The following is a 23,475-nucleotide window of genomic DNA, read 5'->3' as shown; positions in this document are numbered from 1 at the left end:
GCCGGGTGGAGTGATCTGCAGTGGGTCACCGGCGGCCGGTGGGGATGACCAGCTCGACCTCGGTCCCCTGGCCGGGCACCGAGGTGACGGCGACGGTGCCGCCCACGCCGGCGACCCGGCCCCGGATGGACTGCGCGATGCCGAGCCTGCCCTCCGCCTCCGCCTCCGGGAGGCGTCCCGCCGGGATGCCGGGCCCCTCGTCGCGCACCGTGATGGTCATCGAGGTGTCGTCGTTCTCCGCGAAGACCCAGGCTCGCGCGTCCTCGCCGCAGTGCCGCCGTACGTTGTCGAGGGCCGCGCCCACGGCGGCCACGACCTCGTGCGCCTGACCGGCGGGGAGTGGCAGCGGGGTCGCGGGGGCCGACACGGTGACCGTCGCCGTGGCGTACCGGCGTAACCGGGCGCCCACGTCGACCAGGCCCGAGTCCGCCATCGCCGGGCCGGTGCGGATCATCTCGCGCAGGGCCGCCTCCTGCTCACCGGCGAGCCGGCCCAGTTGGGCGGCCTCCCCGCCGATCTCCAGCCCACGGCGTTGCACCAGGGCCAGGACCTGGAGAACGGAGTCATGGATGCCGCGGGCGAGCCGTTCGCGTTCCCGGCCCGCGGCCTCGATCTCGACGGCCCGCTGCAGGCGTTCCTCCGCCTGTTTGGTGAGCCGGGCCACGTGGCCGACGACGGTCCCGGCGAGGATGAGCAGCACGGCTCCGTTGACGGGGACGGACAGGTCGAACTCGTGCAGACCGCGTAGCCACAGGTCACCGATCGAGAGAACGACCGCCGCTACCGCGCCGGCCCGCCGCCCGCCGTACACGGCCCAGGCGAGCACCGGCCCGCCGACCCAGGTCGCCGTGACCGGCATCAGGCCCGGTCCGGCCGCACTGCCCTGAACGTACGGCGAGGCCAGCATGCAGCCGAGCGTGACGAGGACGTCCACCACCAGCAGGGGGCGGCTTCTGGCGGTGGAGTAGGCGACGGTGGTGACCGCGGTCCAGACCGCCATCACCCCGAAGACGAGCCAGCCGGCCACGGGACGCTGGTAGCCCCCGGCACCGGCCAGCAACAGCGCGGCGTAGCCGAGAGAGGCGATGCGATAGACCGCGATCGCCCGCCAGAACGACCCTTCGATCCCCACATGACCTCATCGTGCTTGGGTAAGTGCTGTTCCCCGATCGCCCGACTATATGGTGGTTTCTCGTCGAATGCCGCCGGTCACACAGCGCTTCTTCTGTGGTGGCCGATCCTCCTGGACCCACTGGAATTTTCGGAGATTTCCCTGCTGGAGCCGGTAGTCGATTTCCGTCATCTCTTCGCGACTGGGGCGGGCGAGGTCGTCGTCCATCCCGAGATGCTTCAACCAGGCGCTCACCTCCGCCCAAAGCCATACCCGTGTGCGGCCTACGACCCCTTCGGCGGGGGGAAAAGGAGGGGCGTCGGTGTGTCGCTCGCCTGCGACAAGCTGAGCGATATTCTGGCGGGATCTTCCGGTACGTTCGACTATCTCGGGTATGCCGACGAGATCGCGGTCGAGGTGTTTGAAGACAATGTTGGGAGCATGAATCCTGGCGCCGATATAAGCACGGCGAGCCGCATCAATGGCACTTGCGCCATCGATGACGATGGACAGCAGATCAACGCCCGCTCCTCTGTAGAGCATGGCGTCGAGCTTCTCCATAAGCGTGCTCACCGCTTGATCGTCATCCACGTCGACGCCCGCCACCACGAAGGTCATCTCATACTCCACTTGCGCACCTCCTCGGCCACCTTGCAACTAGCTTCCGGCACCTGTTGACAAACGTCAACAGCCTTCTTGGGCTTCTGGGCTGCGCTTAAAGCCGGTGAGGCTGCGGCGGGGAGGGCGTCGCGGAGCACCTTTAGGGAAATTGTCCAATTTGAAACGGTGCAAATCAAAAAATAAGACCAACGGCCCAGTTCAGTTGCGGGAGTGCGCGTGGAGCCAGTCCAGGGCTGAAGGGGCGGAGGTGAGGACCGAGAGGTGGCCGTCGCCCGGGGTCAGGCGGAGCTCCGCCGCTGGGCAGCGGCGGGCCAGCCACTGGCCGTGCGCGCAGGGGATGACGCGGTCCTGGTTGCCGTGCAGGAACAGGACGGGGGCGGTCACCTGCGCGGGGTCGAAGCCCCAGGGGGCGACGTAGGCGAGGTCGTCGTCGATCTGGGCGCCCGGTCCCGCCGCCACGGCCGGTGCGACGACGGTGTCGAGCCAGGACCAGTCGCCGGAGAGCGCGGCGTGGTCGGCGGAGGTGAACATCTCCGGGTCGTACGCGGCGGTCGCCTGGTATGCCTCCTTCGCGGCGCGACCTTCGGCGGCCGCGCGCAGGGCGGCCGCGCTGGAGGGGGTCATGCCGGCGAACCAGTCGAGCCCCTCCGCGTCGTACGGCGCCATCCCGGACATGCTGACCACGCTCAGCACGCGGTGGGGGAGCAGGGCGGCGCAGGCGAGGGCGTGCGGGCCGCCGCCGGAGTGGCCGATGACCGCGAACTGGCCGATGCCCAGGGCGTCGGCGACGGCGGCGACATCGGTGGCCGCCGAGGCGACGTCGCGGCCCGGACGCGGGGTGGATCCGCCGTATCCGGGGCGGTCGTGGGAGATCCAGCGGATGCCGAGGCGGTCGGCGGCCGGGAACAGAGGCTCCGGTGGGCTGCCGATGTTGGGGGTGCCGTGGTGCCAGAAAACGGCCAGGCGCCTGGTGTCACCCGGTGCCGTGTCGTAGACGTGCAGGGTGCGGCCGTCGGCCAGTCTCACATCGCTCTCTGTCAGCACGTCGGCGAGCGTAGCGTCCGGGTCTGACGGTTCGTGTCCGGCTCGACGGCCGAGGGGTCGGTACGTAGCGTCCGGGCCTGTCAGCTCGCGTCCGACTCGACGGCCGAGGGGTCCGTACGGAGCGTCCCGGTCTGACAGTTCGTGTCCGGTTCGACGGCCGTGGAGAGGTCGGTGCGGAGTGCGTACGGGATGAAGGTGGCCAGGATGGCGATGGCGAGGACGGTGGCGAGGGCGAAGACCGCCCGCACGCCCCACAGCTCCGCGCCGAGGCCGGCCAGCGCCGCGCTGACGGGGATCACGCCCCAGCTGAGCACCCGGGACGCGGAGTAGACGCGGCCCAGCAGGTCGGGCGGCGACAGGTTCTGGCGGATCGTGGCCACCAGGATGCGCCAGATGCTGGATCCGGCCCCGGCGATCACCGCGCCCGCGACGACGGTCCACACCGGTCCGCCGAGTGCCACCGGCGCGACCAGCAGGACGGTTCCGGCGGCGTCGGCGATCAGCAGCCTGGTCACGCCGAAGCGGCGGCGCAACGGCTCGGCCACCGCCGAGGCGACCAGGCCGCCGACGGCCATCGCGGTCAGCACCAGGCCGTACTCGGCGGTACTGAGGCCGAGCGGGCCGGGGGCGACGGCGTACACGACGAGCAGGGCGGTCGCGACCGCCCAGGGGATGTTCATGACGGCGGTGAAGAGGGTGAGCGTGCGTACCACCGGCTGCCGCCACAGGTGGCGGAAGCCCGCGACCACGCCCCCGGAGGCCCGGGGCGCCGCCGGTGGGCGGCGGCGCAGGGTCATCAGCGTGAACCCGGTGATGGCCAGGGCGTACAGGGCGGCGCTCGCGCCGGTGGCCAGGGCGAGCGTGATGCCTGCCAGCAGGCCCGCGAGCGGTGGGCCGGCGAGCTCGTTGGTGACGTTGACGGTCGCTTCGATGCGGGCGTTGGCGCTGCTGCGGCCGTTGGGCTCGACGACCAGCGGGACGGTGGCGGTCAGCGCGGTGTCCACCAGGGTTTCGGCCACGCCGAGGAGCACCGCGGCGGCGAGGATCAGCGGGAGGGACAGCGCGCCGGTGAGGTGAGCGGCGGTGAGCGCGGTCAGGACCGCGGCGCGGGCCAGGTTGACGCCGGTCAGGAGCAGCCGGCGGTCGACGCGGTCCACGATCCAGCCGGCGTGCAGGCCGAAGACCGGCCAGGCCAGGGTGAGCGCGGCCGTCACGGCCGCCACCCCGCCCGGCGACGCGTCCGCCGCGAGGGCGAGCAGGGGCAGGACGAACAGCGCCATGCCGTCACCGAGGTTCGTGGCGCCGGTGCCGAACCACAGCGCGTTGAACGGCCGGCCCCGCGAGCTTGGGTGCATTTTCTTACCTTTCAAACACAGTTGATCGGTAAAAGAGTGACCCGGATCGTCTGACCTGTCAACTGCCTTTGATCGGTGAGATACTGGGGGCATGACCGAGGTCGAGCTGGTGGGAAACGCGCTGTGCCTGGACTTCGCCAACACGGTCAACGCCCGTCCGGTCGCCCGGCACGACTGGCTGGGCACGCCGGAGGAGGCGGTGACCTGGGCTGCGGCGGCCGGGCATCCGATCGGGGACCCGGACGGGCTCACGGCGGCGCTGCCGGACGCGCGGCGGCTGCGGGAGACGGTGTTCCGGGTGTTCGAGGCGCTGGCGCAAGGCGGCAGGGCACCGGGGCCGGATCTCGGCGCCGTGCTCGCGCTGCACGGTGACGGCATCGCCCATGGCGGGCTGGCGGAGGCCGACGGGGGTTTCCGGCTGACCTGGGGGACGCCGCGCACGGTGCGGGTGCTGCTGTGGGAGGTCGCGGCCTCGGCGGTCGAGCTGCTCACACACGGGCCGCTGGATCGGCTCGGCTCGTGTCCGTCGTGCTGCTGGGTGTTCCTGGACGTCAGCAAGAACCGCCGCCGCCGCTGGTGCAGCATGACCACCTGCGGCAGCCGCGACAAGTCCCGCCGCTACTACGCGGGGCGCTCCTCCTGAGTCAGGGCCGCTCGGCGCTGCTCCCTCGGCCGTCTTCTTCGCCGCCGACGGGCGTGCGGGCCGCTCGGTGCTGCTCCCAGCGGGTCCAGAGGGCGGGGAGCTCGGCTTCGAGGAAGCGGTACAGCTCGGCGACGCCCGCCAGGCGGGCGGTGCGCTCGGGGGCGGCGCCGGCGAGGACGGCTAGGCCGCGCTCGGTCACCTCACGGAACGCCGAGGTCTTGGCGTAGCGGGCGGCGAGCATCCGGCTCCAGCCGTCCTCGGCGATGCGGAAGTATTCCTGCCGCTCGCCGCGCTTGCGGAAGCCCGTCACCAGGCCGCTCGGGGTGAGCAGGCGCATCGTGGAGCTGATGGAGCTGCGGCTGATCAGCAGGGCGCTCGCGAGCTGCGCGGCGCTCTGCTCCGCCGGGTCGCAGATGAGCAGCCACCCGACGACCCGTCCGGCGATGTACGGCAGGCCCTCCTCGGTGAAGAAGGCCGCCACGTCGTCGACGAAGTCGAGCTCGGCGCTCGTTGGCTCGGTCATGATCCCATTTTCTCCGGAAGTGGCCGGAGAAAGTCCGCGATGAGGGCGTTGACGCGGCCGGGTTCCTGCCGGTTCGCCCAGTGTCCCGCGCCCTCGATGAGCTCGAACCGCGCTCCCGGTACGGCCCGCGCGGCGGCCCGGGTGTGCTCCGGGTCCACGCCCGCGTCGCCGCTGCCCTGGATGAACAGCGCCGGGCAGGCGATCCTGGGCAGGTCCGGGCGCAGGTCGACGCGCATCCGGCGGAAACCGATCGAGCCGTTCTGCCAGTCGGAGGAGCCGGCGCCGTTACGCAGCACGTCGGCGTGGTACTCGTCCACGATCGCGTCGAAGTCGTCAACATGGCCGCCGGCGAAGAGGCCGCGCCGGGCGAACCAGGCGCAGGCGGCGCGGCTGCGGAAGACGAGCGACGGGAGCGTCCGGTTGAGCAGGGACCACCTGGCCGTGACCCAGAGCAGCTGGTGGACGACGGGCGGGAAGGAGATGACGCCCGCCGGCGCCAGGGCGACGAGGCGCGACACGCGCTCCGGGTGCTCGACGGCGTAGCCGAGGGTGATCGCGCCGCCCTGCGAGAGGCCGACCAGCGCGGCCTGTTCGAGGCCGAAGTGGTCGAGCACGGCCGTGACGCAGCCGAGCATCCGGTCGTGATCGGCGGTGCCGTTCCAGGGTCTGCTGCCGCCCTGCTTGGGCCAGTCGAGGGCGAACACGCGGTGCTCGGCGGCCAGCGCGGGCAGGGCGTGCCGCCAGCTCAGGGCGGCGTTGTCGACGCCCGCGCCGCTGAGCAGGAGCACCGGCGTGCCCGCCGCGCCCCGGGTGATGACGTGCAGGTTTCCTTCGGGCTGGGGGACGAGCACGCTCTCGCCGAGCTCGGCGGTATCAACCATGGTCCCATTATTACGGTAATTGCAGTAATTACTGCAATGTCAGGATCTGGGAATCTTCGAAAGAAGTTCTGGGCCGGGTGTCGATCCGGCGGGTGGCCGTTCGACGCGTCTGTGAAAGACCGGACAGCGAGCGCGAAGGACGCCACCATGCAGAAGATCAAGACTTACCTGTGGTTCGACAACCAGGCCGAGGAGGCCGCCACCTTCTACACCTCCCTCTTCCCGGACTCCGAGATCCTGTACGTGCAGCGCGCCGGCGAGGCGGTGATGACCGTGACGTTCACGCTGGCCGGGCAGGAGCACATCGCGCTCAACGGCGGCCCCCACTTCACCTTCAACGAGGCGGTCTCGCTGTACGTGGACTGCGAGACGCAGGAGGAGGTCGACGAGCTGTGGGGCAAGCTCACCGACGGCGGCGAGGAGAGCCAGTGCGGCTGGCTCAAGGACAGGTACGGGCTGTCCTGGCAGATCGTCCCGAAGGCCCTGCCCGAGCTGGTGCGGCAGTCCGACCCGGCCACGGCCGAGCGGGTCATGAAGGCCATGCTCGGCATGAGGAAGATCAGCGTCCAGGGACTCCTGGACGCCGCCGCCTCCTGAGGCTCACTCGACGGCCATCTCGCCGAGAAGCGACCAGTCGTCCTGCGGGATCGTCGCGTTGACGATCCGCGGCGTCTCGGCGAGGTGGCGCGGCAGGGTCCGCTGCGCGGTGCGGAAGTGCTCCGACTGTACGTGCGCCGCGCCGGCGTCGCCGTCCCGGAAGGCCTCGACCAGGACGTACTCGGCCGGGTCGTCGAGGCTGCGGGACCAGTCGAACCACAGGCAGCCGGGCTCGGCGCGGGTCGCCCGGGTGAACTCGGCGGTGATCTCGCCGAACCGGTCGGCGGACTCCGGCAGCACGCGGAACTTCGCGGTGATGAAGATCATCAGGCTTCTCTCTCCTCAGGGCGGCGCATCAGACACCGATGCTAGGGGGAACGAGCGGGCGACGTCCTGATCAGCGCGCCCCGCCGGCGAGGTTCGCCCAGGGGTGTCCGGTGCCCGGTGCAGTGGGTACACCACGTCTACGCCGAAATGGTGCAACGAGGTCGAGGGGGGATCGCCGTGACGGACGAACTGGCGGGAGTGGCCGGGGTGCTGTACGAGTTCGGGCTGCTCAAGCGGTACAAGCGCACCGGCTGGCTGGTGGCGGGCGTACGTGATCCGGAGAGCATCGCCGAGCACTCCTTCCGTACGGCGGTCATCGCCGGTGTCATCGCCAAGCTGGAGGGCGCCAACGCCGAGCGGGCGGCGTTCATGAGCTTGTTCCATGACACCCAGGAGACCCGCATCACCGACATCCCGTACATCGGCAAGCGCTACCTCAAGGCCGCCCCGAATGAGGAGGTCACCGCGGACCAGATGCGCGGCCTGCCCGCCCAGGTGGCGGAGATGGTGCGCGGGGCGGTCGGTGAGTACGAGGAGAAGACCAGCCTGGAGGCGGTGTGCGCGCGGGACGCCGACAAGCTGGAGTGCCTGATCCAGGCGGTCGAATACCGCGAGCAGGGGCACCAGAACGTGCAGCCGTGGATCGACAGCTCCCTGGCGGCGCTCCGGACCCCCACCGGTAAACGCCTGGCCGAGGAGGCTCTGCGCACCGGGACCCTGGACTGGATCATGCCGGTGCTCAACGGCGACTGAGGCACGCGGCGGCCGAGGGTGACGCCCGGCCGCCGAAAACCCGTTGTCCCGGCGGGCGTCCGTCTGGTGCACTACCGGAGCATCATCGATCGACCGAGGAGCAGCGATGCGCGCAGCGTTCATGTCTGACCAGCTGAGAATGACCATCCACTCAGAGGACATGACGCTTGGTGAAATCGCTCAATCTAGGAATTCTGGCGCATGTCGACGCCGGTAAGACAAGTCTGACCGAGCGGCTGCTGCACGCCGCCGGAGTCATCGACGAGATCGGCAGCGTCGACGCGGGCAGCACCCAGACCGACTCGCTGGAGCTCGAACGCCGGCGCGGCATCACGATCAAGTCCGCCGTCGTCTCCTTCCCGCTCGCCGACGTGACGGTCAACCTGATCGACACGCCCGGCCACCCCGACTTCATCGCCGAGGTGGAGCGGGTGCTGAACGTGCTCGACGGCGCCGTGCTCGTCATCTCGGCCGTGGAGGGCGTACAAGCGCAGACCCGCGTGCTCATGCGGGCGCTGCACCGGCTGCGCATCCCCACCCTCATCTTCGTGAACAAGATCGACCGCCGGGGCGCCCAGGACGAGCGCGTGCTGCGGAGCATCCGCGACAGGCTGGCCCCGGCCGCCGTCGCGCTGGGGTCGGTCACCGGCCTCGGCGCCCGCGACGCGCGCTACCTGCCCTTCGCCGCCGCCGGCGACGACCTGGTGAGCGTGCTCGCCGAGCACGACGACGCCCTTTTGGCGGCGTACGTGGACGGCACGCAGGCGCTCTGCCCCGGCAGGCTCAAGGACGAGCTCGCCGCGCAGTCACGCCGGGCGCTGGTGCACCCGATCCTCTTCGGCTCGGCGATCACCGGGGCGGGGGTCGCGGAGTTGATCGACGGGATCAGGGAGCTGCTGCCCGGCGTGGCGGGCGACACCGGCGGGCCGCCCTCGGGCACGGTCTTCAAGGTCGAGCGCGGACCGGCCGGGGAGAAGATCGCCTACGTCCGGATGTTCGCCGGCACGATCCGGCTGCGGGACCGGGTGCCGTTCCGGGGCGTGGCGGGGAAGGTCACCGCCATCCGGGTGTTCGACCGGGGCGCGGCCGTACCGGCCTCCTCGGTCGAGGCGGGGCGGATCGGCAAGCTCTGGGGGCTCGGCGACGTCCGGATCGGCGACGAGCTCGGCCTGCCGCGCACCGATTCTGCCGGGCCCGCCGAGCGCCGGCACTTCGCCCCGCCGACGCTGGAGACCGTCGTGGTGCCCGCCAGGCCCGCCGACAAGGGCGCGCTGCACGTCGCGCTCTCCCAGCTCGCCGAGCAGGACCCGCTGATCGACCTGCGCCAGGACGACATCAGGCAGGAGACGTCCGTCTCCCTCTACGGCGAGGTGCAGAAGGAGGTCATCCAGGCGACGCTGGCCGAGGAGTTCGGGCTCGGCGTCACCTTCCGTGAGACGAGCACCATCCACATCGAGCGGCCCGTGGGCACCGGCGCGGCGGCCGAGTTCATCGCCAAGCCGCCCAACCCGTTCCTGGCCACCGTCGGGCTGCGCGTCGAGCCGGCCCCGATCGGCTCCGGCGTGGACTTCAGGCTGGAGGTCGAGCTCGGCTCGATGCCGTACACGTTCATCAGGGCCGTCGAGGAGACCGTCCGGGAGACCCTGCTCCAAGGGTTGCGCGGATGGCAGGTCACCGACTGCGCGGTCGTCCTCACGCACACCGGCTACTGGCCCCGGCAGAGCCACGCGCACGCGGTGTTCGACAAGAGCATGTCGAGCACGGCGGGAGACTTCCGCAACCTGACGCCGCTGGTGCTGATGGCGGCGCTCAGCCAGGCCGGCACCCGGGTGTACGAGCCGATGCACCACTTCCGGCTGGACCTGCCCGAGGACGTGTTCGGCGCGGTGCTGCCCGTGCTGGCCCGCCTCGGCGCCGTCCCCGGGACGTCCACCCCGCAGGGGGCGTCCTACCTGGTGGAAGGGGTCGTCCCGGCGGCCAGGGTGCACGAGCTCGAGCAGCGGCTGCCGTCGCTGACCCGGGGCGAGGGCGTCCTGGAAAGCGCCTTCGACCACTATCAGGAGGTTCGCGGCCAGGCGCCGGCCCGGCCCCGGACGGACCACGACCCGCTCAACCGGAAGGAGTATCTGCTGCACGTCCTCCGGCAGGTCTAGGTGTTTCGTGGTTCGGGCGGTCCAGGAGTGCGTTATAGTTAAGGAGAAGCCGACGCGGGGTAGAGCAGTTCGGTAGCTCGTCGGGCTCATAACCCGAAGGTCGTAGGTTCAAATCCTTCCCCCGCTACTTATCGAAGCGCCTTCCGAGGATCCTCTCGGAAGGCGTTTCGCGTATCCGGCAGGGGTAGGCGGGCCTCATGCGCTTCGGGAACTGGGACGTCAGGCCGCTCGGCGGGGCCGCCGGCTGCGTGACTATGATCCTTCTGTCCATCGTGCTGTCGATCCTGCTCACCCTGGTCATCAACCTGTTGCTCTGACCGAAACCAGTGCAGGCCATCATCTAACCTGTGGCGCATGATTCGCTACGCCACCCCTGACGACGTGTCTGTGATCAACGAGCTGATCCGCGAGCTGGCCGACTACGAGAAGGCCCTGCACGAGGTGGAGGTCACCGAGGAGCAGCTGCGGGAGGTCCTGTTCGGGGAGCAGCCGTCCGTGTTCGCGCACGTCGCCGAGAGCGACGGCGAGGTGGTCGGCTTCGCGCTGTGGTTCCTCACCTTCTCCACCTGGACCGGCACCCGCGGCCTCTACCTGGAGGACCTGTACGTACGTCCCGGGCACCGAGGCGGCGGGCACGGCAAGGCGCTGCTGACGGAGCTGGGCCGGATCAGCGTCGAGCGGGGGTACGAGCGGCTCGAATGGTCGGTGCTCGACTGGAACACCCCGGCGATCGACTTCTACGAGTCCCTCGGCGCGCGGCCGCAGGGCGACTGGATCCGCTACCGGCTGGCCGGAGAGCCGCTGCGGCGGTTCGGCGGTCAGGTCCGGTAGATCGTCAGCTGATAGGTGTAGCGGTCGCCCCGGTAGAGCGACTCCGCCCGCTCGATGGCCCGGCCACGGGCGTCGAAAGTGGTGCGCTGCACCAGGAACGCCGGTGAGAACGGCGGCACCTTCAGGGCCCGCGCGCTGTCCTGGTCGAGCACCGTCGCCCTGATCGTCTGCTCCGCCCGGTGCGGGACCAGGCCGTACCGGGCGTTCAGCTCCTCGTACAGCGAGCCGTCCAGCGCCTCGCCCAGGTCATCGGGCACCAGGGCGGCGGGCAGGCAGCTGTCCTCCAGGCAGATCGGCTCGCCGTCGGCGGTGCGTACCCGGCGGACGCGCAGCACCTCCTCCGCCGGGCTGATCCGCAGCGCGTAGCCGATCTCCGCCCCGGCGGGCACCCGCTCGGCGGTGACGGCGAGCGAGCCGGGGGTCAGGCCCCGCGCGCGCATGTCCTCGCTGAAGGAGGTCAGCTCGACGGACTTGGCGATGCGCGGCTCGCTCACGAAGGTGCCCGAGCCCTGCACGCGGTAGACCTGCCCCTCCAGCTCCAGCTGGTCCAGCACCCGCCTGACGGTGAGCCGGCTGAGCGAGAACTCCTCGGCCAGGCTGCGCTCGGTGGGCAGCCGGTCGTGCGGGGCGAGCCGCTCGCGCAGGAGCGTGCGCAGGTGCCGGCGGAGCTCGGTGGACTTGACCGGGCCGCGCGTCACCACACCGTCCGTCATGAAGCCTCCTGCTTGACCGGCTTGTCGGAATTGGGCTATACCAATCACATCATATTTCTCCATATTTATGGAGAAATCGGGCAAGCTCGTTGAGATTGGGCATGTATGGGCACCGACGGGGTCTCCGCGCTGGAACGGATCGGCGGCGGGCTCGTCGTCTCCTGCCAGGCGCCCGAGGGGCATCCGCTGAGAGACGCGGCGACCATCGCCCGACTCGCCCGGTGCGCCGAGCTCGGCGGAGCCGCCGCGCTGCGGATCAACTCCGCCGAGGACATCCGCGCCGTCCGCCGGCGCACCGTCCTGCCGGTCATCGGCCTGCACAAGGTCCCGTACGCGCACCGCCACCTGATCACGCCGACCCTGGCCCTGGCCGAGGACCTGGCGGCGGCCGGCGCCGACGTGATCGCGATCGACCTGACCCACGAGTCGCCCGCCTCCGGAGCGCTGGTCACCGCCGTCCGCGAGTCGCTGGGCGTCGCGGTGATGGCCGACGTGTCCACTCTGGAGGAAGGGCTGGCGGCCTGGGAAGCGGGGGCGGAGGTGGTCGGGACGACCCTGTCGGGGTACACGGCGCGGCACCTGCCCACCCCCGACGATCCCGACATCGCCCTGGTGGGGGAGCTGGCCGCGCGCAGCGTCCGGGTGGTGGCCGAGGGGCGTTACCGTACGGCGGAGCAGGTGCGGCAGGCGTTCGAGGCGGGTGCGTGGGCCGTCGTGGTGGGCGGCGCGATCACCGACCCCGTCGCCATCACCGCCCGGCTGGCCTCGGCGGCCCCGGCGGCCTCGGCGGGAGTTCGATGAGGAGTCCCGCGACGGGCGGCGCTGGGGTGGCGGTGTCCGGAGATTTCGGGCTTTTGGGGTGTCTGGGGAGGTGGCGGTGAGCCGATCTCCGCTGGTGGTGGCCGTCGACATCGGGGGCACCAAGATCGCGGCGGGTCTGGTGGACGCCGAGGGGCGGCTGTACGAGCAGCGGAGAACGGCCACCCCGGCGGCCGACGGGGGCGAGGCGATCATGGCCGCCGTGCTCGCCTGCGCCCGCCCGCTTCGCGACCTCGGCGGCGACCGGGTGGTGGCGTGCGGCATCGCTACGGCGGGCGTGGTGGACCCGGTGGGCCGCATCGCCGGGTCCACCGACCTGCTGACCGGCTGGGCCGGCACCGACGTGCGGGGCCTCGCCGAGGGCAGCCTGGGACTTCCCGCCCAGGTGGTCAACGACTGCCACGCGGCGGGCACGGCCGAGGCGCGCGTCGGCGCGGCCCGCGGTGCCGGGACCGGTCTCGTGGTGGCCGTCGGCACCGGCATCGGCGGCGCGCTCGTGGCGGACGGCGCGACGGTTACGGGCCGGTCAGGAACAGCGGGCGCCCTCGGTCACGTGCCGGCGCCGGTGGGCGCCGGTTTCGCCGCTCAGATGCCGGCGACGCTCGCGGCCGGGCGCAGGTGCTCCTGTGGCGCGTTCGACCATGTCGAGGCGCATGCCTCAGGACCGGCGATCGAGCGCTCGTACAGGGAGGTGACAGGGCGGGTGCTGGAGTTGAGGGAGATCGCGTCCCTGGCCCGGTCGGGGCAGCCGCAGGCCCGTCACGTGATCACGGCGGCCGCGAGCCTTCTGGGGCGGGTGCTCGGCGGCGCGGCCAACCTGCTGGACCCGGACGTGATCGTGCTCGCGGGCGGTGTGTCCAGGCTCGGCTCACTGCTGCTGAGCCCGGTGCGCCGGGGCTTTCGGGCCGAGGCGCTGACGGGTGTGCGTGGTGTCCCCATCCGGGAGGCCGTTCTGGGGGAGAGGGCCGGCCTCGTCGGCGCTGGGTTGGCCGCGTTGTACGCGACGTGAGAGCGACTCTGCCAGAAGGGGTGGTGCTATCTCATGGCACTCGGTGGCACCAACGGGTTAGCATCGTTGTGTGAGCACTCCGGACTACGATCCTTCCCATCTGATTTCCCAGCGCGACCTGCGTAATCGGTCGGCTGAGATCATGGACGGCTTGGAACGCGGCGAGCAGTATGCCGTCACCAGAAACGGTCACCATATCGGTGACCTCGTTCCCATCCGCCGTCGACGCCGCGCTGTCTCTCGCGCCGAATTCGCGGCCGTATCTCGCGGTATGCCGCATATGGATGACCGCGACTATCGGCGGGACATGGACCGGCATGTCAACGACGAATTCTACGATCCCTATGAACGCGCCTACGGCAGGGGCGAGTTCGCGGAGGGCCTTGAATGACGTATGTCGCGGGGCTGCTCGACACCAACATCCTCATCCTGCGCGCTGGTATCGATCCCGACGAACTGCCTGATGAGCTGCTGATCAGTGCCATCACGACCGCGGAGTTGTCGGTCGGCGTCCTGGTGGCGACGGGACCCCGGGAACTGGCACAGCGAATGAAGATCCTTCAGACCGCTGAAGCCGAGTTCGACCCGCTGCCTTTCGATGAGACGGCTGCCCGTGAATACGGCCAGCTATGGACCGCTGTCATCGCCTCGGGTAGGAAGCCCCGCCCTCGGACCGCCGACTTGATGATCGCTTGCGTCGCCATCGCCCACCGACTCCCGCTCTATACCTGCAATCCCAAGGATTTCAGAGGCCTGGACCACCTTCTCTCCGTGGTTCCGGTCACCCGCCCGAAGTGAACCTCGGGCGAGACGGCAGGCCGCAGGCCACGTCCCCCTGACGCGGCCTGCGGCCTGGTCCTGCGGCTGTCAGACGCCGGAGCCGGCGCGGATCCGGTCCGTCGTGCGATGCGTCTCTCCGCGCATGCCTTCCGGCATGTCCTCCTCGCCCTGGTGCGTCTCCTCGATGCGGAGCGCGACCCCCATGGCGAAGAAGGTCGGCGCCCACTGGCCTATGAAGATGCCCCACCGGTCGGCCCGGTCTATGCCGGCTCGTTCGCCCTCTTTCGAGGCGAGCCAGGTGGCGAAGGACAGGGCGATCGACCCAAGTCCAGCCAGGTACATGTGATTCGACTTAATGCCCATCTTATGGAGCTTTTTGATCATGTTTCCCCCCTTGCGTTTGCTGTTACCCCAGGTTGGAGCCGATAACCCCGGCTCGGATCGTGCCCGGCGTATCCAGCGGCCGGGGGGAAAGTTCCTGGTATCGAGGCAAGAAGTCTTCCGCTATCGCTGCGATCGTTTCCGTATGAGCGAAGAGATCAGGACCTTCCGCGTCGACATCCCCCAGGCCGACCTCGACGACCTGCGCGAGCGGCTGAGCCGTACCCGGCTGCCCGTCCAGACGCCGGGGGCGGGCAGCGAGCGCGGCCTGCCCGCCGCGCGGCTGCGCGAGCTCGCCGACCACTGGGCCACCGGCTACGACTGGCGCGCGCACGAGGCGCGGCTCAACGCCCACCCCCAGTACGTCACCACCATCGACTCCCAGGACATCCACTTCCTGCACGTACGCTCACCCGAGCCCGACGCGACCCCGCTGATCCTCACGCACGGCTGGCCCAGCTCCGTCGTGGAGTTCCTGGACGTGATCGGCCCGCTGACCGACCCCCGGGCGCACGGCGGCGACCCGGCCGACGCCTTCCACCTGGTCATCCCGTCGCTGCCCGGCTACGGGTTCTCCGCCCCGCTGACCGGCACCGGCTGGACGCTGGCGCGCATCGCGCGGACCTGGGCCACGCTGATGGCCAGGCTCGGCTACGACCGCTACGGCGCGCAGGGCGGCGACTGGGGCTCGGGCGTGTCCAGGGAGCTGCGCTTCGCCGACCCCGAGCACCTGATCGGCGTGCACGTGAACTACCTGATGACCTTCCCCACGGGAGAGCCGGGCGAGCTGGCGGGGCTGAGCGAGTCCGACCAGGCCAGGATCGAGGGGCTGGAGCGGTTCACCGGCGAGCTGGGCGGATATATGGCCATCCAGTCGACCCGGCCGCACACGCTGGCCTTCGGACTGGCGGACTCGCCGGCCGGGCAGCTCGCCTGGATCGCGGAGAAGTTCGACGACTGGACCGAGGCCGGCGTCGACCGGGACCGCCTGCTCACCGACGTCTCGATCTACTGGCTGACGAACACGGCCGATTCGGCGGCGCAGCTCTACTGGGAGTTCTCCCACGCGTGGAGCATGCCGGAGCAGTCGCCCGTCCCGGTCGGCGTGGCCGTCTTCGCCCACGACTACGTCCGGCCGGTGCGCAGCCTGGCCGAGCGCACCGACAAGGTCGTGCACTGGACGGAGTTCGCCGACGGCGGCCACTTCCCGGCCATGGAGCAGCCCGAGGCGCTGGTCGCCGACATCCGGGCGTTCTTCGGAGGGCTGGACTGACAGCTTGGATTACCAACGTGTTTCCGCCGTGACGCATATGTATTGCGTGTTGCGCGGGTGAGTTACATGTAACTCCCGCACAGCCACGGATCGTCGGTGTGCGTAACCCCGGCTTCCTAACGTTCGAGTCCTGGCCACCCGAGCGTAGGAGGAACGATGGCGCGCTGGATCGCCGAGTGGCATCCCGACAACCCGACTTTCTGGCAGAACACCGGCCGGAAGGTCGCCCGTCGGAACCTGATCTTCTCGATCCTGGCCGAGCATCTCGGCTTCACCGTCTGGACGCTGTGGAGCATCGTGGCCGCCCAGATGGGCGCCTACGCCTTCTCCACCGACCAGCTCTTCTGGTTGATCGCGCTGCCGAACCTGATCGGCTCGGTGCTGCGGGTGCCGTACACCTTCGGCCCCGCCAGGTTCGGCGGGCGCAACTTCACCGTCGTCAGCGCGCTGCTGCTGATCATCCCGGCGGTGCTGCTCGGGGTGGCGGTGAGCAACCCCGCGACGCCGTACTGGATGTTCCTGGTGATCGCGGCGCTGGCCGGGTTCGGCGGCGGCAACTTCGCCTCCAGCATGGCCAACATCACCTACTTCTACCCCCGGGAGAAGCAGGGGGTGGCGCTCGGGCTGAACGCCGCGGGCGGCAACATCGGCGTCAGCTCGGTGCAACTCGTCATCCCGCTGGTGATCGGGGCGTTCGGGCTGGCCGCGGCCGGCTGGTTCTGGATCCCGTTCATCGTGCTGGCCGCCGCCTGCGCGTGGTTCTTCATGGACAACCTGACCAGCGCCAAGGCCAGCCCGCGCGAGCAGATGGCGGTCGCGGGCAAGGCGCAGACGTGGATCATGTCGTTCCTGTACGTGGGCACGTTCGGCTCGTTCATCGGCTACTCCACGGCCTTCCCGCTGCTGAGCAAGAGCCTGTTCCCCGGCTCGCCGTGGGCGGTGGTGGCCTTCGCCGGGCCGCTCGTCGGCTCGCTGATCAGGCCGGTCGGCGGCTGGCTGGCCGACCGGTTCGGCGGCGCCCCGGTCACCCTGTGGAACTTCGCCGCCATGGGCGGCGGGGTGCTGCTGGTCTGGCTCGGCTCCGTCTCGGGCAACTTCTGGCTGTTCTTCCTGGCCTTCCAGCTGCTCTTCCTCACCTCCGGCATCGGCAACGGGTCCACCTACCGCATGATCCCGGCCATCTTCCAGGCCAAGGCGGTGGCCGAGCGCGGCACCGACGAGGCGGCCCTGCTGTACGGCAAGCGGCAGGCCTCCGCGGCCATCGGCATCATCTCCGCCGTCGGCGCCCTCGGCGGGTTCCTCATCAACCGGGCGTTCGGCATGTCGTTCGCGGCGACGGGCAGCCCGTCCCTCGCCTTCGCCGCCTTCGGGATCTTCTACCTGGCCTGCGTGGGGGTGACCTGGTGGTGCTACACCCGCACGGTGGGCGTCACCCGGGCCCCCAGCCTGGCCTACGCGAGGGTTTGATGGACGCACCGGTGAAGACGCACTGCCCGTACTGCGCCCTGCAGTGCGGGATGGCGATCGGCGGCCAGGGCACCGAGATCACCATCACCCCGCGGACCGACATCCCGGCGAACGCGGCCGGGGCGCTCTGCCAGAAGGGCTGGACGGCGGCCGAGCTGCTGACCAACGGCGAGCGACTGACCAGCCCGCTCCTGCACGGCGAGCCGGTGTCCTGGGAGGTGGCGCTCGACCACGTGGCCGAACGGCTCAGCGGCATCGCCGCCGAGCACGGCCCCGACGCCGTGGCCGTGTTCGGCGGGGGCGGGCTCACCAACGAGAAGGCGTACCTGCTCGGCAAGTTCGCCCGGGTCGCGCTGCGTACCAGCCAGATCGACTACAACGGCCGTTTCTGCATGTCGTCGGCCGCGGCCGCCTCGATCCGGGCGTTCGGCATGGACCGCGGCATGCCGTTCCCGATCACCGACCTGGCCGGGGCCGACGTCATCCTGCTGGCGGGCGGCAACCCGGCCGAGACGATGCCGCCGTTCGTCCGCCACCTGGACGGCGCCCGGCTGATCGTCATCGACCCGCGCCGCACCCCGACGGCCAAGCTCGCCTGGCTGCACCTGCGGCCCACGCCGGGCACCGACCTGGCGCTCGCGCTCGGCCTGCTGCACCTGGCCATCGCCGAAGAGCTCGTCGACGAGGCGTACATCGAGGAGCGGACCTCGGGCTTCGACGCGGTGCGCACCTCGCTGGCCGCCTGGTGGCCCGAGCGGGTGGAGCGGATCACCGGCGTGCCGGTGCCGCGCATGCGCGAGGCCGTGCGCGCCCTCGCCGCGGCGAACAGCGCGTACGTCCTGACCGGCAGGGGAGCCGAGCAGCACGCCAAGGGCACCGACACGGTGACCGCGTTCGTCAACCTCGCCCTGGCGCTGGGCCTGCCCGGCCGGCAGGGCTCCGGGTACGGCTGCCTCACCGGGCAGGGCAACGGCCAGGGCGGCAGGGAGCACGGCCAGAAGGCCGACCAGCTCCCCGGCTACCGCAAGATCGACGACCCGGCGGCACGGGAGCACGTCGCGGGCGTATGGGGCGTGCCGCCGGAGGACCTGCCGGGGCCGGGCCGCTCGGCCTACGAGCTGCTCGACGCCCTCGGCACGCCGGACGGGTCGCGCGCCATGCTGGTGTTCGGCTCCAACCCGGTCGTCTCGGCGCCCGCCTCGGCTCACGTCGCCGACCGGATCAAGGCGCTGGATCTGCTGGTGGTCTGCGACGTGGTGCTGTCGGAGACGGCGGCGCTGGCCGACGTGGTCCTTCCGGTCACGCAGTGGGCCGAGGAGACCGGCACGATGACCAACCTTGAAGGCCGCGTCCTGCTGCGCAGGCAGGCCGTCGAGCCGCCGGCCGGCGTCCGCAGCGACCTGGAGGTCATCGCCGGACTGGCGCGCCGGCTCGGTCACGACTTCGCCGACGAGCCCGGCAAGGTCTTCGAGGAGCTGCGCCGGGCCAGCGCCGGCGGCGCCGCCGACTACTCCGGCATCACCTACGAGCGGATCGCCGGCGAGACCGGCGTGTTCTGGCCCTGCCCGGCGCCCGAGCACCCCGGCACGCCGCGGCCGTTCCTCGACTCTTTCGCCACCCCCGACGGCCGCGCCAGGTTCGTGCCCGTCGAGCACCGGCCCCCGGTGGAGGACATCGACGAGGACTACCCCGTCTACCTGACGACCGGTCGCGTGCTGGCGCACTACCAGAGCGGCGCGCAGACCCGCAGGATCGCCTCCCTCACCAAGGCCGCGCCGCAGCCGTACGTGGAGCTCCACCCCGATCTGGCCGAGCGGCTGAAGATCGAGGCGGGGGACCAGGTGCTGGTGACGAGCAGGCGCGGCGAGGGCCGGGGCGTGGCCAGGATCAGCGACGCGATCAGGAGCGACACCGTGTTCATGCCCTTCCACTGGGAGGGGGCGAACCGCCTCACCAACCCGGCGCTCGACCCCACGTCCCGGATGCCCGAGTTCAAGGTCTGCGCCGTCAGAGTGGAGCGAGACGCATGAGGCTCGTCGTGGTGGGAAACGGCATGGCCGGATCACGGCTGGTCAGTGAGGTACGGGCGCGCGACCCGCACCTCACGATCACCGTGTTCGGCGCCGAGGAAGGCCACCCGTACAACCGGGTGCTGCTGTCGAACGTGCTCGCCGGCAAGGCCAGGGCCGAGCAGCTCCGGCTGCACGAGCTGTCCTGGTACGGCGCCAACCGGGTGGAGGCGGTGTCGGGCAGCGCGGTCGCCTGGATCGATCGGGAGACCCGCGCCGTGCACACCACCGACGGGCGCCGCGAACCGTACGACCTGCTCGTCCTGGCCACCGGCAGCGAGGCGTTCGTGCCCCGCATCCCCGGGGTCGAGCGGGCCATCCCGTTCCGCACCCTCGACGACTGCGACCGTATCCTCAAGGCCGCCGCGCACAGCCGCCGGGCGGTGGTCGTCGGCGGCGGGCTGCTCGGCATCGAGGCGGCCCGCGGCCTGGCCGGGCGCGGCCTGCCGGTCACCCTGCTGCACCTCGCCGACCACCTGATGGAGCGCCAGCTCGACCCCGAGGCCGGGCTGGTGCTCGGCGAGACCCTCACCGGGCTCGGCGTGGACATCCGCACCGGCGTGGTGGCCGAGGCCGTCGAGGAGGACGGCGTCCGGCTGGCCGGTGGCGAGCTGGCCGACGGCGACCTGGTCGTGCTCGCCTGCGGCGTCCGCCCGCTGACCGGCCTGGCCGCCGAGGCGGGCCTGGAGGTGCGGCGCGGCATCGTCGTCGACGACGAGATGCGCACCGACGACCCGTCGATCTTCGCCATCGGCGAGTGCGCCGAACACGACGGCAACGTCTACGGCCTGGTCGCGCCCGCCTGGGAGCAGGCCGCCGTGGCCGCCGACGTGATCACCGGCGGCAAGTCCCGCTACCGGGGCTCGCGGCTGGTGACCAGGCTCAAGGCGAGCAGCGTCGAACTCGCCGCGATGGGCGAGACGCAGCTCACCGACGAGCACGCCGAGGTGGTGCGCTTCAGCCACCGGGCGAAGGGCACCTACCGCAAGCTCGTCATCCGCGACGGCCGGCTGGTCGGCGCGATCCTGCTGGGCGACAGCGACGCCGTCGGCACGCTCACCCAGCTCTTCGACCGTGGCGGGCCGGTGCCGGGCGACCGGGCCGGGCTGCTGTTCCCGGGGCTGGCGGCGGCGCCGGTCGCGGAGAGTCCGGTGCTGATGCCGGACGCGGCCAAGGTCTGCCAGTGCAACAACGTGACCAAGGGTCAGATCCGGGCGTGCTGGGAAGCGGGCGCCAGGAACGTGGCCGGGGTGGCCGCCGCCACCAGGGCCACGACCGGCTGCGGCACCTGCCGTGACGCCGTGGAGGGGATCGTCGGCTGGTTGTGCGAACAAGAAGGGATCTCCGCGTGAAGAAGATCGTTGTGGTCGGGTACGGCCCCGCCGCTCACCGGCTCGTGGAAGCCCTGCTCCAGCGCGGCTTCGACGGCCGCATCACGGTGATCGGGGAGGAGCCCCGCCCGGCCTATGACCGGGTGGCGCTGACCTCCTACCTGTCCGGCGTCAGCGCCGAGGACCTGTCCTACCCGGTGCCGGAGCAGGCGGTGGTCAGGCTCGGCAGCCGCGTCACCGGCATCGACCGGCAGGCCCGCGTGGTCACCGTCGAAGGCGGCGCGCGGGAGCCGTACGACGTGCTGGTGCTGGCCACCGGGTCCGCGCCGTTCGTGCCGCCGGTGCCCGGCGCCGAGCACGCCTACGTCTACCGCACCATCGACGACCTGGACGCGATCAGGCTGGCGGCCAAGGAGGCCGCCGACGGCGTCGTCGTCGGCGGCGGGCTGCTCGGCCTGGAGGCGGCCGACGCGCTGCGCTCGCTCGGACTGCGCACCCACATCGTCGAGATGAGCCCGTGGCTGATGCCCCGCCAGGTGGACGAGGGCGGCGGCTCGGTGCTGAAGGCGCACATCGAGGAACTCGGCCTGAGCGTGCACGCGGGCGCCGGCGTGCAGGAGATCGTCACCGACGACAAGGGGCAGGTCGCCGGGCTGCGCAAGCCCGACGGCACGATCGTCGACGCCCAGGTGGTCGTCTTCTCCGCCGGCATCAGGCCGCGCGACGAGCTGGCCAGGGCGAGCGGGCTGGAGGTGGGCGAGCGCGGCGGCATCGTGGTCGACTCCGCGATGCGCACCTCCGACCCCGACATCTACGCCATCGGCGAGTGCGCGCTGTCCGGCGGCATGATCTACGGGCTGGTCGGGCCGTGCTTCACCATGGCCGAGGTGGCCGCCGACCGGATCCTGGGCGGCGGGGCCGGCTTCGAGGGCGCCGACATGTCCACCAAGCTCAAGCTCCTCGGCGTCGAGGTGGCCCAGTTCGGCGCCATGACGGGGGCGCTCGACGTCACCTACATGGACCCGGTGGCCGGCGTCTACAAGCGGCTGTTCATCAGCGACGACGCCCAGACGCTGCTCGGCGGCATCTGCGTCGGCGACGCCTCGCCGTACACCTCGTTGCGCTCCTTCGTCGGCAAGCCGCTGCCCGCACCCCCGTCCGACCTGCTGTTCACCGGCGGCGGCGCGCAGCTCGAGCTGCCGGACGACGCGCAGGTCTGCTCCTGCAACAACGTCAGCGCGGGCGCGGTCCGCTCGGCGATCGCCGACCACGGCTGCGCCGACGTGCCCGGCATCAAGGCCTGTACGCGGGCCGGCACGACCTGCGGGAGCTGCGTGCCGATGCTCAAGCAGCTTCTGGAGAAGTCGGGCGTCGAGGTCAGCAAGAACCTCTGCGAGCACTTCGCCTACTCCAGGGCCGAGCTGTTCGACATCGTCCGGGTGCGCGGCATCACCACGTTCTCCGAGCTCATCGCCGCGCACGGGGACGGCCGGGGCTGCGACATCTGCAAGCCCGCCGTGGCCTCCATCCTCGCCTCCCTGCACAACGGGCACGTGCTCGACGGCGAGATGGCGACGCTGCAGGACACCAACGACCGCTTTCTGGCCAACATCCAGAAGAACGGCACCTACTCCGTCGTCCCGCGCATCCCCGGCGGCGAGATCACCCCGGACAAGCTCATCGTCATCGGCGAGGTGGCCCGCGACTTCGGCCTCTACACCAAGATCACCGGAGGGCAGCGGATCGACCTGTTCGGCGCCAGCGTCGACCAGCTCCCGGAGATCTGGCGCCGGCTGGTGGACGCCGGGTTCGAGTCCGGCCACGCCTACGGCAAGGCGCTGCGCACGGTCAAGTCGTGCGTCGGGTCCACCTGGTGCCGCTACGGCGTGCAGGACTCCGTGGGCCTGGCCATCGAGCTGGAGCTGCGCTACCGGGGGCTGCGCTCGCCGCACAAGCTCAAGTCCGCCGTCTCCGGCTGCGCCCGCGAGTGCGCCGAGGCCAGATCCAAGGACTTCGGCATCATCGCCACCGAGCAGGGCTGGAACCTGTACGTGGGCGGCAACGGCGGCTTCAAGCCCCGCCACGCCGACCTGCTGGCCGGTGACCTGAGCACCGAAGAGCTGATCAGGACCATCGACCGCTTCCTGATGTTCTACATCCGCACCGCCGACCGGCTGCAGCGCACCGCCGCCTGGGTGGAGTCGCTCGACGGCGGCCTCGACTACCTGCGCTCAGTGATCATCGACGACTCGCTGGGCATCTGCGCCGACCTCGACGCGCACATGAGCCAGCACGTCGCCACGTACCAGGATGAATGGAGGGCAACGTTGGAAGACCCGGAGAAGCTCAGCAGGTTCGTCAGTTTCGTCAACGCGCCGGGTGTCCCCGACCCGTCGATCGTCTTCGCCACCGAGCGTGGCCAGATCAAGCCGGTGGTGCTGTCATGAGCTGGGTGAACGTCTGCGGCTATCAGGTCCTGCAGCCCGAGCGGGGCGTGTGCGCCCTCGTCGACGGCCGGCAGGTGGCGCTGTTCCGCACCCACGACGGGGTGGTGCACGCGCTGGGCAACCAGGACCCCTTCAGCGGGGCGTACGTGCTCTCGCGCGGCATCGTCGGCACCAGGAAAGGCGAGCCGACCGTCGCCTCGCCGCTGCACAAGCAGGTGTTCTCGCTGGTCACCGGGCACTGCCTGGACGAGCCCGCGGTCACCGTGCCGGTCTACCAGGTCCGCCTGGACGGCGAGCTCGTGCAGGTCGCGGTGAGCGTTTAGCCGACCTCCCTCAGGGCATCCACC

The 23,475-nt window shown here is 70.9% G+C and carries 24 protein-coding genes and 1 tRNA gene; 16 read left to right on the top strand and 9 right to left on the bottom strand.

Translation table 11 applies throughout. From position 1 onward, the window contains the following. Positions 1-25: 25 nt before the first annotated feature. The 4 genes from macS to OHA68_RS43745 form a co-directional block, all read right to left on the bottom strand. On the bottom strand, positions 26-1,132 hold the full coding sequence (gene macS, locus OHA68_RS43760) for a MacS family sensor histidine kinase (RefSeq protein WP_327105517.1): 1,107 nt from the start codon (positions 1,130-1,132) through the stop codon (positions 26-28). A gap of 45 nt (positions 1,133-1,177) precedes the next feature. Next, positions 1,178-1,729, bottom strand: coding sequence for a helix-turn-helix transcriptional regulator (locus tag OHA68_RS43755; RefSeq protein ID WP_327105516.1), 552 nt, complete (start codon positions 1,727-1,729; stop codon positions 1,178-1,180). Positions 1,730-1,930: 201 nt separating this feature from the next. After that, positions 1,931-2,776 carry an alpha/beta fold hydrolase gene (locus OHA68_RS43750; protein ID WP_327105515.1) on the bottom strand — a complete coding sequence of 282 codons (846 nt, stop codon included), beginning with the start codon at positions 2,774-2,776 and terminating at the stop codon, positions 1,931-1,933. 80 nt (positions 2,777-2,856) lie between these two features. Continuing rightward, positions 2,857-4,131 (bottom strand): MFS transporter, encoded by a 1,275-nt coding sequence (locus OHA68_RS43745; RefSeq protein ID WP_327105514.1) that lies wholly within the window; start codon positions 4,129-4,131, stop codon positions 2,857-2,859. 91 nt (positions 4,132-4,222) lie between these two features. Between OHA68_RS43745 and OHA68_RS43740 the strand changes: the two genes are divergently transcribed. After that, positions 4,223-4,774 carry a CGNR zinc finger domain-containing protein gene (locus OHA68_RS43740; protein WP_327105513.1) on the top strand — a complete coding sequence of 184 codons (552 nt, stop codon included), beginning with the start codon at positions 4,223-4,225 and terminating at the stop codon, positions 4,772-4,774. Between the two features lies 1 nt (position 4,775). Here the strand turns inward: OHA68_RS43740 and OHA68_RS43735 are convergent, their stop codons facing one another. Both OHA68_RS43735 and OHA68_RS43730 read right to left on the bottom strand, forming a co-directional pair. After that, entirely contained in the window at positions 4,776-5,297 is a 522-nt protein-coding gene (locus OHA68_RS43735) for a GbsR/MarR family transcriptional regulator (RefSeq protein ID WP_327105512.1), read from the bottom strand. Beyond that, complete coding sequence (locus OHA68_RS43730; RefSeq protein ID WP_327105511.1) at positions 5,294-6,178, bottom strand: alpha/beta fold hydrolase; 885 nt, start codon at positions 6,176-6,178, stop codon at positions 5,294-5,296. Before OHA68_RS43730 ends, OHA68_RS43735 begins: the two co-directional genes overlap by 4 nt. A gap of 147 nt (positions 6,179-6,325) precedes the next feature. Between OHA68_RS43730 and OHA68_RS43725 the strand changes: the two genes are divergently transcribed. Then, positions 6,326-6,775, top strand: coding sequence for a VOC family protein (locus tag OHA68_RS43725; RefSeq protein WP_327105510.1), 450 nt, complete (start codon positions 6,326-6,328; stop codon positions 6,773-6,775). A 3-nt stretch (positions 6,776-6,778) separates the two neighbouring features. Here OHA68_RS43725 and OHA68_RS43720 read toward each other — a convergent pair whose 3' ends face one another. Continuing rightward, positions 6,779-7,102: a putative quinol monooxygenase gene (locus OHA68_RS43720; RefSeq protein WP_327105509.1), complete on the bottom strand. Its 324-nt coding sequence runs from the start codon at positions 7,100-7,102 to the stop codon at positions 6,779-6,781. Between the two features lie 177 nt (positions 7,103-7,279). On the opposite strand from OHA68_RS43720, the gene OHA68_RS43715 reads away from it, so the two are divergent. From OHA68_RS43715 to OHA68_RS43700, 4 genes are all read left to right on the top strand, one after another. Then, positions 7,280-7,855 carry an HD domain-containing protein gene (locus OHA68_RS43715; protein ID WP_327105508.1) on the top strand — a complete coding sequence of 192 codons (576 nt, stop codon included), beginning with the start codon at positions 7,280-7,282 and terminating at the stop codon, positions 7,853-7,855. 170 nt (positions 7,856-8,025) lie between these two features. Next, on the top strand, positions 8,026-10,008 hold the full coding sequence (locus OHA68_RS43710) for a translation factor GTPase family protein (protein WP_327109628.1): 1,983 nt from the start codon (positions 8,026-8,028) through the stop codon (positions 10,006-10,008). Between the two features lie 53 nt (positions 10,009-10,061). Beyond that, positions 10,062-10,135, top strand: a tRNA-Met gene (locus tag OHA68_RS43705). A 227-nt stretch (positions 10,136-10,362) separates the two neighbouring features. Next, complete coding sequence (locus OHA68_RS43700; RefSeq protein ID WP_189140875.1) at positions 10,363-10,839, top strand: GNAT family N-acetyltransferase; 477 nt, start codon at positions 10,363-10,365, stop codon at positions 10,837-10,839. On the opposite strand, the gene OHA68_RS43695 is transcribed toward OHA68_RS43700, so the two are convergent. After that, positions 10,827-11,552 carry a GntR family transcriptional regulator gene (locus OHA68_RS43695; RefSeq protein WP_327105507.1) on the bottom strand — a complete coding sequence of 242 codons (726 nt, stop codon included), beginning with the start codon at positions 11,550-11,552 and terminating at the stop codon, positions 10,827-10,829. The genes OHA68_RS43700 and OHA68_RS43695 overlap by 13 nt on opposite strands. Before the next feature lie 105 nt (positions 11,553-11,657). Here OHA68_RS43695 and OHA68_RS43690 point away from each other — a divergent pair, with 105 nt between their 5' ends. From OHA68_RS43690 to OHA68_RS43675, 4 genes are all read left to right on the top strand, one after another. Beyond that, the gene (locus OHA68_RS43690; protein WP_327105506.1) at positions 11,658-12,353 is read left to right on the top strand and encodes an N-acetylmannosamine-6-phosphate 2-epimerase; all 696 of its coding nucleotides are present in this window, start codon (positions 11,658-11,660) and stop codon (positions 12,351-12,353) included. Between the two features lie 76 nt (positions 12,354-12,429). Continuing rightward, the gene (locus tag OHA68_RS43685; protein ID WP_327105505.1) at positions 12,430-13,380 is read left to right on the top strand and encodes an ROK family protein; all 951 of its coding nucleotides are present in this window, start codon (positions 12,430-12,432) and stop codon (positions 13,378-13,380) included. 70 nt (positions 13,381-13,450) lie between these two features. Continuing rightward, on the top strand, positions 13,451-13,771 hold the full coding sequence (locus tag OHA68_RS43680; protein WP_327105504.1) for a type II toxin-antitoxin system Phd/YefM family antitoxin: 321 nt from the start codon (positions 13,451-13,453) through the stop codon (positions 13,769-13,771). Continuing rightward, positions 13,768-14,178: a type II toxin-antitoxin system VapC family toxin gene (locus tag OHA68_RS43675; RefSeq protein WP_327105503.1), complete on the top strand. Its 411-nt coding sequence runs from the start codon at positions 13,768-13,770 to the stop codon at positions 14,176-14,178. Before OHA68_RS43680 ends, OHA68_RS43675 begins: the two co-directional genes overlap by 4 nt. A 69-nt stretch (positions 14,179-14,247) precedes the next feature. Here the strand turns inward: OHA68_RS43675 and OHA68_RS43670 are convergent, their stop codons facing one another. Further along, positions 14,248-14,544 (bottom strand): hypothetical protein, encoded by a 297-nt coding sequence (locus OHA68_RS43670; protein ID WP_327105502.1) that lies wholly within the window; start codon positions 14,542-14,544, stop codon positions 14,248-14,250. 142 nt (positions 14,545-14,686) lie between these two features. On the opposite strand from OHA68_RS43670, the gene OHA68_RS43665 reads away from it, so the two are divergent. The 6 genes from OHA68_RS43665 to nirD all read left to right on the top strand — a co-directional run bounded on the left by OHA68_RS43665 (position 14,687) and on the right by nirD (position 23,451). Beyond that, positions 14,687-15,814 carry an epoxide hydrolase family protein gene (locus OHA68_RS43665; RefSeq protein WP_327105501.1) on the top strand — a complete coding sequence of 376 codons (1,128 nt, stop codon included), beginning with the start codon at positions 14,687-14,689 and terminating at the stop codon, positions 15,812-15,814. Positions 15,815-15,970: 156 nt separating this feature from the next. Beyond that, positions 15,971-17,281 (top strand): MFS transporter, encoded by a 1,311-nt coding sequence (locus tag OHA68_RS43660; protein ID WP_327105500.1) that lies wholly within the window; start codon positions 15,971-15,973, stop codon positions 17,279-17,281. Continuing rightward, a complete protein-coding gene (locus OHA68_RS43655; protein ID WP_327105499.1) occupies positions 17,281-19,311 on the top strand; it encodes a molybdopterin oxidoreductase family protein in 2,031 nt (676 codons plus the stop codon). Before OHA68_RS43660 ends, OHA68_RS43655 begins: the two co-directional genes overlap by 1 nt. Beyond that, complete coding sequence (locus OHA68_RS43650) at positions 19,308-20,702, top strand: FAD-dependent oxidoreductase (protein WP_327105498.1); 1,395 nt, start codon at positions 19,308-19,310, stop codon at positions 20,700-20,702. Before OHA68_RS43655 ends, OHA68_RS43650 begins: the two co-directional genes overlap by 4 nt. Next, the gene (nirB, locus tag OHA68_RS43645) at positions 20,699-23,128 is read left to right on the top strand and encodes a nitrite reductase large subunit NirB (RefSeq protein WP_327105497.1); all 2,430 of its coding nucleotides are present in this window, start codon (positions 20,699-20,701) and stop codon (positions 23,126-23,128) included. The genes OHA68_RS43650 and nirB overlap by 4 nt, the downstream gene beginning before the upstream one ends. After that, the gene (gene nirD / locus OHA68_RS43640) at positions 23,125-23,451 is read left to right on the top strand and encodes a nitrite reductase small subunit NirD (protein ID WP_189140866.1); all 327 of its coding nucleotides are present in this window, start codon (positions 23,125-23,127) and stop codon (positions 23,449-23,451) included. Before nirB ends, nirD begins: the two co-directional genes overlap by 4 nt. The last annotated feature ends 24 nt before the right edge of the window (positions 23,452-23,475 follow it).

The organism is Nonomuraea glycinis, assembly GCF_035920485.1.
Classification (GTDB): domain Bacteria; phylum Actinomycetota; class Actinomycetes; order Streptosporangiales; family Streptosporangiaceae; genus Nonomuraea; species Nonomuraea glycinis.
This window is presented reverse-complemented; position numbering and strand designations above follow the sequence as displayed.